Annotated in this window: 5 protein-coding genes; all 5 read right to left on the reverse strand. The window is 75.6% G+C overall.

The features are described from left to right. On the reverse strand, positions 1–663 hold a 663-nt coding region (locus ACSNOD_RS27355), incomplete at its 3' end, for a class I SAM-dependent methyltransferase (protein WP_436769748.1). Between the two features lie 136 nt (positions 664–799). Continuing rightward, positions 800–1,231 (reverse strand): Hsp20/alpha crystallin family protein, encoded by a 432-nt coding sequence (locus tag ACSNOD_RS27360; protein ID WP_436769749.1) that lies wholly within the window; start codon positions 1,229–1,231, stop codon positions 800–802. 142 nt (positions 1,232–1,373) lie between these two features. Next, positions 1,374–1,832 carry an NUDIX hydrolase gene (locus ACSNOD_RS27365; RefSeq protein WP_436769750.1) on the reverse strand — a complete coding sequence of 153 codons (459 nt, stop codon included), beginning with the start codon at positions 1,830–1,832 and terminating at the stop codon, positions 1,374–1,376. Continuing rightward, complete coding sequence (locus ACSNOD_RS27370) at positions 1,829–3,346, reverse strand: CHAD domain-containing protein (protein ID WP_436769751.1); 1,518 nt, start codon at positions 3,344–3,346, stop codon at positions 1,829–1,831. The genes ACSNOD_RS27365 and ACSNOD_RS27370 overlap by 4 nt, the downstream gene beginning before the upstream one ends. Further along, positions 3,327–5,561 carry an RNA degradosome polyphosphate kinase gene (locus tag ACSNOD_RS27375; RefSeq protein WP_436769752.1) on the reverse strand — a complete coding sequence of 745 codons (2,235 nt, stop codon included), beginning with the start codon at positions 5,559–5,561 and terminating at the stop codon, positions 3,327–3,329. The genes ACSNOD_RS27370 and ACSNOD_RS27375 overlap by 20 nt, the downstream gene beginning before the upstream one ends. Positions 5,562–5,796 lie beyond the last annotated feature (235 nt).

Here is a 5,796-nt window from a genome sequence, read left to right on the forward strand (position 1 = left end):
CGCCGCCCAGGCCCGGTCGAAGTCGCGCAGGAACGCGTGCACCGGCTCGCCCGGCACATTGCGGTGGATCAGCGCCTTGGGCAGGCGCTCGGCCAGGTCGGAGGGGCGGTCCAGGGAGCCGAGCCGGGTGGCGAAGGTGACCGTGCGCGGGCCCTCGGGCCCGAGGGCCACCCAGACGTGGCGCCGCCCGATCTCGTCGCAGGTGCCCTCCACCAGGAGGCCGTTCGGGGCCAGCCGGCCGCACAGCCGCCGCCAGACGTCGCGGACCTCGTCCTCGTCGTACTGGCGGAGGACGTTCGCCGCCCGGATCAGCGTCGGCCGGCGGCCCGGCGCGCCCGGCAGGGGCACCTCGAAGCCGCCGTGCGCGAAGGTCAGGCCGGGGCGCTCGTACGGCGCGGCCCCCGCCACCCGCGCCGGGTCGATCTCCACGCCGACGACCTCGGCGTCCCCGCGGACCGTGCGCAGCCGCGCCAGCAGCTCGACGGCGGTCCAGGGGGCCGCGCCGTAGCCGAGGTCCACCGCCACGGGGTCGCCGCAGCGCCGCAGCTCGGGGCCGTGCGCGGCGGCGATCCAGCGGTCCATGCGGCGCAGCCGGTTGGGGTTGGTGGTGCCGCGCGTGACGGTCCCGACGGGGCGGGGGGTGGAGGGGGGACGTGCGGCCATGCGCCCGAGCGTATGCGCTGCGCGGCGCGCGGCGCGCCGCGCGGTCGTCACCGTCCGGTCCTCGCCGACCGTGTCCTCGCCGCGCGTCCCCGTGGTGGGGTCGGCCCGTGGCCGGGCCGGCCCCCGGGTGGGTCGGTCAGCCCGCGGAGCCGATCTGCTTCGGGCCCGCGCCGCCGCCGGAGATCTGGATCTTCCGCGGCTTGGCCTGCTCGGCCACCGGAATGCGAATGGTGAGCACGCCCGCGTCGTACGAGGCGTCGATCCGCTCGGTGTCCAGGGTGTCCCCGAGGAAGAGCTGCCGGCTGTAGACGCCCGTGGGCCGCTCGGACGCGATCAGTTCGACGTTCTCGGGGGCCGGGGAGCGGCGCTCCGCCCGAATGGTCAGCACGTTCCGCTCGACGTCGAGGTCGACGCTCTCCGGGTCGACACCCGGCAGGTCGAAGTGGACGACGAACTCGTCACCCGCGCGGTACGCGTCCATGGGCATGGCCACGGGGCGTCCGGCGGTACCGAGGACCTGCTGGGCGAGACGGTCGAACTCGCGGAACGGGTCCGTACGCATGAGCATCACGGGTCATCTCCTTCCTTGCGGCACTGGGCTGCGATGCCTCACGTATGTCTATATAGCTCGCAGAAGGAAAGTTGACAAGCCCCCACTCAAGGGAAGCCAGCGGGGAACTCGCGGGGCCCGGCCCCTGGTGAGGGGCCCGTCAGTGCTCGGGGAGCGCCCTGACCAGCGCGTCGACGAGGTCGCGGTCGCGGGCGTGGGTCAGCACGTCCTTGGCCGCCGCGGGCGGCAGCCACAGCAGCCGGTCCACCTCGCGCCCGGGGACGAACGTGCCGCCCACCGCCTCGGCCGCCCAGTAGCGGACCTCCTTGGGCCGGCCCCCGGCCTCGTAGCGCACGGTGGGCAGGACCGCGCCGGGCAGGCAGTCCATGCCGGTCTCCTCCAGGACCTCGCGGACCGCCCCGGCGAGGGCCTCCTCGTCCCGCTTGAGCTTGCCCTTCGGGTGCGACCAGTCGCCGTACTTCGGCCGGTGGACGAGGCCGATCTCGATCGGCTCGCCCCCGGGTGGCGCCCCCTGCGGCTCCGGCGCCCCGTGCGGCGGCCGGCGCCACAGCACGCAGCCCGCCGCGCGCACCACCGTCCCGTTGCCGCCGGCGGTCATGCCCCCTCCTCCGCGATCCGCTGCCAGAGCCGCCCGAAGGCGTACCGCGCCGCCTCGACGTCGTGCCGCTGATCGGCGTGGAGCACCCCGAGCGCGTACGCCGTGGCGGGGGCGATGCGGGGCGTACGGGCCGCGGCGGCCACCGCGGCGGCGGCCTCCGCCGCGTCCCGGTGGCGCTCCAGCGGCTGGGCCAGGCCGTGCAGCCGGACGGCATGCGGCACCCCGCCGGCCGCCGGCCCCGCACCTCCCGCGCCCCCGGAACCCACCGCGCCCCCTGCCCCGTCCAGCACCTCCTGGGCGTACCTGCGCAGCCGCAGCAGCGCCCGCGCCCGGTGCCAGGGGGCGTCCTGGCGGTCGCTCGCCGGGGGCGCGTCGGCGCTGTCGGTGGCCGCGAGCGCGTGCTGCAGGGCCTCGCCGCTGTACGGGTGCCCGGCCCGCGCGAGCGGCAGCGCCGCCACGGCGTCGAGCAGCCGCCGGTGGCTGAGCCGGACGAGCGGCGGGAGCACCTCGCCGGCCGGGCCGCGGGCGGCCGAAGGGTCGAGCGGGACCTCGGAGACGAGGAGCGCGACCGCGTCGACGACGGCGTGGCAGCGGGCCGAGCCCAGCGCCTGGAGGGCGGCGGAGTGGGCGCGGGTGCGGGCGAGGGTGAGCCTGCGCTCCAGCAGCGCGCCCGCCCGCGCGGCGCCGACGGTGAGCCGGCCGCCCGCCGCGCCCGCGTCCGCCTCGGGGCCGGGGCGCGTGCCGGTGCTCGTGCCCATGCCTGCGCTGGTGCCGGTGCCGATGCCGGTGCTCGTGCCGGAGCCGGGCCCGGCCTCGGTCTCGTGGTCGGAGTCGGGGTCGGCCCCGGGCGCCCGCCGCCCCGCCGAGCGCTGTCCGGCGATGGCCACGCCCGCGCCCCCGACGGGCACCGGCGTCACCGCGCCCGGCCGGCTCCCCGGGCCCGCGCCCCGGCCCCGCGGCTCCTCGGCGGCCGGATCGCCGTCGAGCCCGCTCCCGTACCCGTCCTCGTATCCGTCGTACGGCTCCGCGCCCGCCCCGTACGCCTCATCCGCCCCGGCCAGGCGGTGCAGCGCGCCGTGCAGGCGGGCCAGCCGGGCGGCGTAGGCGTGTTCGCGCCCCAGCGTCACGGTCAGCCAGGAGAGCTCGGAGCGCAGCGGGTCGGCCCAGGCGGGGTCGGTCAGGGACCGGAAGGTGTGCAGCGCGCCGCCCATGCGGCGGGCGCAGCGGCGCAGGTGGCGGGCCGCCTCGACGGTCTCCTCGGCGTCCGCCCCGCTCTCCCGGTGCTGGCGGAGGCTGCGCAGGAACTCGGCGGCCTGGGCGTTGAGGTAGCGCGTCAGCACCTCGCCGGCGCTGACGGAGCCGAGGGCGCCGGCCGCGTCGGCCGTGCCGGCCGCGTCGACGGTGCCGGCCGCGTCGACGGTGCCGGCCGCGTCGGTCCCGGGGCCCGCGAGCGTGGGCGCACCGGCGCCGCCGCTCCCGTGGTCACCGGCTGGGTCATGGTGTCGCTGGGCCACGCCGGCGCCTCCGGGCGTCAATGAGCATCTCCTGAACGTTCCTCAGTGGCTGACCGTCGGCGTCCGTCGCGTGCCGCGTCCAGTTGCCGTCCGGGCCCAGGTGCCAGGAGGCGGTGCCGTCGGACATCCCGGTCTCCAGCAGCCGGTTGAGGGCGGCGCGGTGCGCGGGGTCGGCCACCCGGACCAGCGCCTCGATGCGGCGGTCGAGGTTGCGGTGCATCATGTCCGCGCTGCCGAGCCAGACTTCGGGGTCGCCGCCGTTCCCGAAGGCGAACACCCGCGAGTGCTCCAGGAAGCGCCCCAGGACGCTGCGCACCCGGATGTTCTCCGAGAGGCCCGGGACGCCGGGCCGCAGGGCGCAGATGCCGCGCACCCACACGTCCACCGGCACCCCGGCCCGCGCGGCGCGGTAGAGGGCGTCGATGACGGCCTCGTCGACCACCGAGTTGACCTTGAGCCGGACGTACGCGGGCCGCCCCGCGTGGTGGTGGGCTATCTCCTTGGTGATCCGCTGGACGAGCCCGTCGCGCAGGCTGCGGGGGGCCACCAGCAGGCGTCTGTAGTTCTCCCGCCGCGAGTAGCCGCTCAGCCGGTTGAACAGGTCGGAGAGGTCCGCGCCGACCTGCGGGTCGGCGGTGAGCAGGCCGAGGTCCTCGTACAGGCGGGCGGTCTTGGGGTGGTAGTTGCCGGTGCCGACGTGGGAGTAGCGGCGCAGGGTGTCGCCCTCCTGCCGCACCACCAGCGACAGCTTGCAGTGGGTCTTCAGCCCCACCAGCCCGTAGACGACATGGCAGCCGGCCTCCTCCAGCTTGCGGGCCCACTTGATGTTGGCCTGCTCGTCGAAGCGCGCCTTGATCTCGACGAGCACCAGCACCTGCTTGCCGGACTCGGCCGCCTCTATGAGCGCGTCGACGATCGGCGAGTCGCCGGAGGTGCGGTAGAGCGTCTGCTTGATCGCCAGCACGTCGGGGTCGGTGGCGGCCTGTTCCAGGAAGGCCTGGACGGAGGTGGAGAAGGAGTCGTACGGGTGGTGCAGCAGCACGTCCCGCTCGCGCAGCGCGGCGAAGATGTCCGGCGGGGAGGCGGACTCCACCTCGGCGAGGTCGCGGTGGGTGCCGGCCACGAACTTCGGGTACTTCAGCTCCGGCCGGTCGAGCTTGACGATGCCGAACAGCCCGGTCAGGTCGAGCGGGCCGGGCAGCGGGTAGACCTCGGCGTCGGTGATCTTCAGCTCGCGGACCAGCAGATCGAGGACGTACGGGTCGATGGACTCCTCGACCTCCAGCCGCACCGGGGGGCCGAAGCGCCGCCGCATCAGCTCCTTCTCCAGGGCCTGGAGCAGGTTCTCCGCGTCGTCCTCCTCCACCTCCAGGTCCTCGTTGCGGGTGACCCGGAACATGTGGTGCGCGAGCACCTCCATGCCGGGGAACAGCTCCTCCAGATGCGCCGCGATCACGTCCTCCAGGGGGACGTAGCGCTGCGGCGACGCCTCCAGGAACCGGGAGAGCAGCGGCGGCACCTTCACCCGTGCGAAGTGGCGGTGGCCGCTGACGGGGTTGCGCACGACCACGGCGAGGTTGAGCGAGAGCCCCGAGATGTACGGGAAGGGGTGCGCCGGGTCCACCGCGAGCGGGGTGAGCACGGGGAAGATCTGCTGCCGGAAGAGGGTGAACAGACGGGCCTGCTCCTTCTCCGTCAGCTCGGGCCAGCGGATCAGATGGATGCCCTGCTCGGCGAGCTCGGGGGCGACGTCCTGCTGGAAGCAGGCGGCGTGCCGGGCCATGAGCTCCCGGGAGCGGGTCCAGATCTGCTCCAGCACCTCGCGCGGCTGGAGGCCGGCGGCGGAGCGGGTGGCCACGCCGGTGTGGATGCGGCGCTTGAGACCGGCGACCCGCACCATGAAGAACTCGTCCAGGTTGCTCGCGAAGATCGCCAGGAAGTTGGCGCGCTCCAGCAGCGGGGTGGCGGGGTCCTCGGCGAGCTCCAGCACCCGCTCGTTGAACGCCAGCCAGCTCCGCTCCCGGTCGAGGAAGCGGCCCTGCGGCAGCTCCCCGCCGACGCCGTCGTCCTCGTACGAGTCCGGGTCGGCGTCGATGTCGGGCTCCAGGTCGGAGACGGTCGCCACGACCGTGTGCGGGCGGTGTGCGGCGATCGACCCCACGGAGGGCTGCGGATGCTGAACCTGCGCCTGCGCCTGCGAGCTGGACTGATTCATGTCTTCATTGTTCCGCGCGGGGGCCGGGTCAGGCGCGTCGGAGGACGACGGATTCGGCGGGGGTGGCGGAGGTGGCGCGTGCTCGGGCCGCGACGGGAGCGGCGCGGGCGGCACGGGTGGTACGGGCGCGGGCTGCGACGGTTCCGGCGCGGACGGTACGTGCTCGGGCTGCGTCGGCACGGCGGCGCGGCGCCGTCGCGGGGTGGCCCTCCGTGCTGCGGGGGGCACCGTGGGG

Origin of the sequence: Streptomyces sp. URMC 123 (assembly GCF_051386515.1) — a bacterium.
Lineage (GTDB): Bacteria > Actinomycetota > Actinomycetes > Streptomycetales > Streptomycetaceae > Streptomyces.

What these genes read in the sequence shown, in the direction of transcription:
- ACSNOD_RS27360 (WP_436769749.1), bottom strand. Translation starts at nt 1,231, where the DNA reads ATGCTCATGCGTACGGACCCGTTCCGCGAGTTCGACCGTCTCGCCCAG.
- ACSNOD_RS27365 (WP_436769750.1), bottom strand. Translation starts at nt 1,832, where the DNA reads ATGACCGCCGGCGGCAACGGGACGGTGGTGCGCGCGGCGGGCTGCGTG.
- ACSNOD_RS27375 (WP_436769752.1), bottom strand. Translation starts at nt 5,561, where the DNA reads ATGAATCAGTCCAGCTCGCAGGCGCAGGCGCAGGTTCAGCATCCGCAG.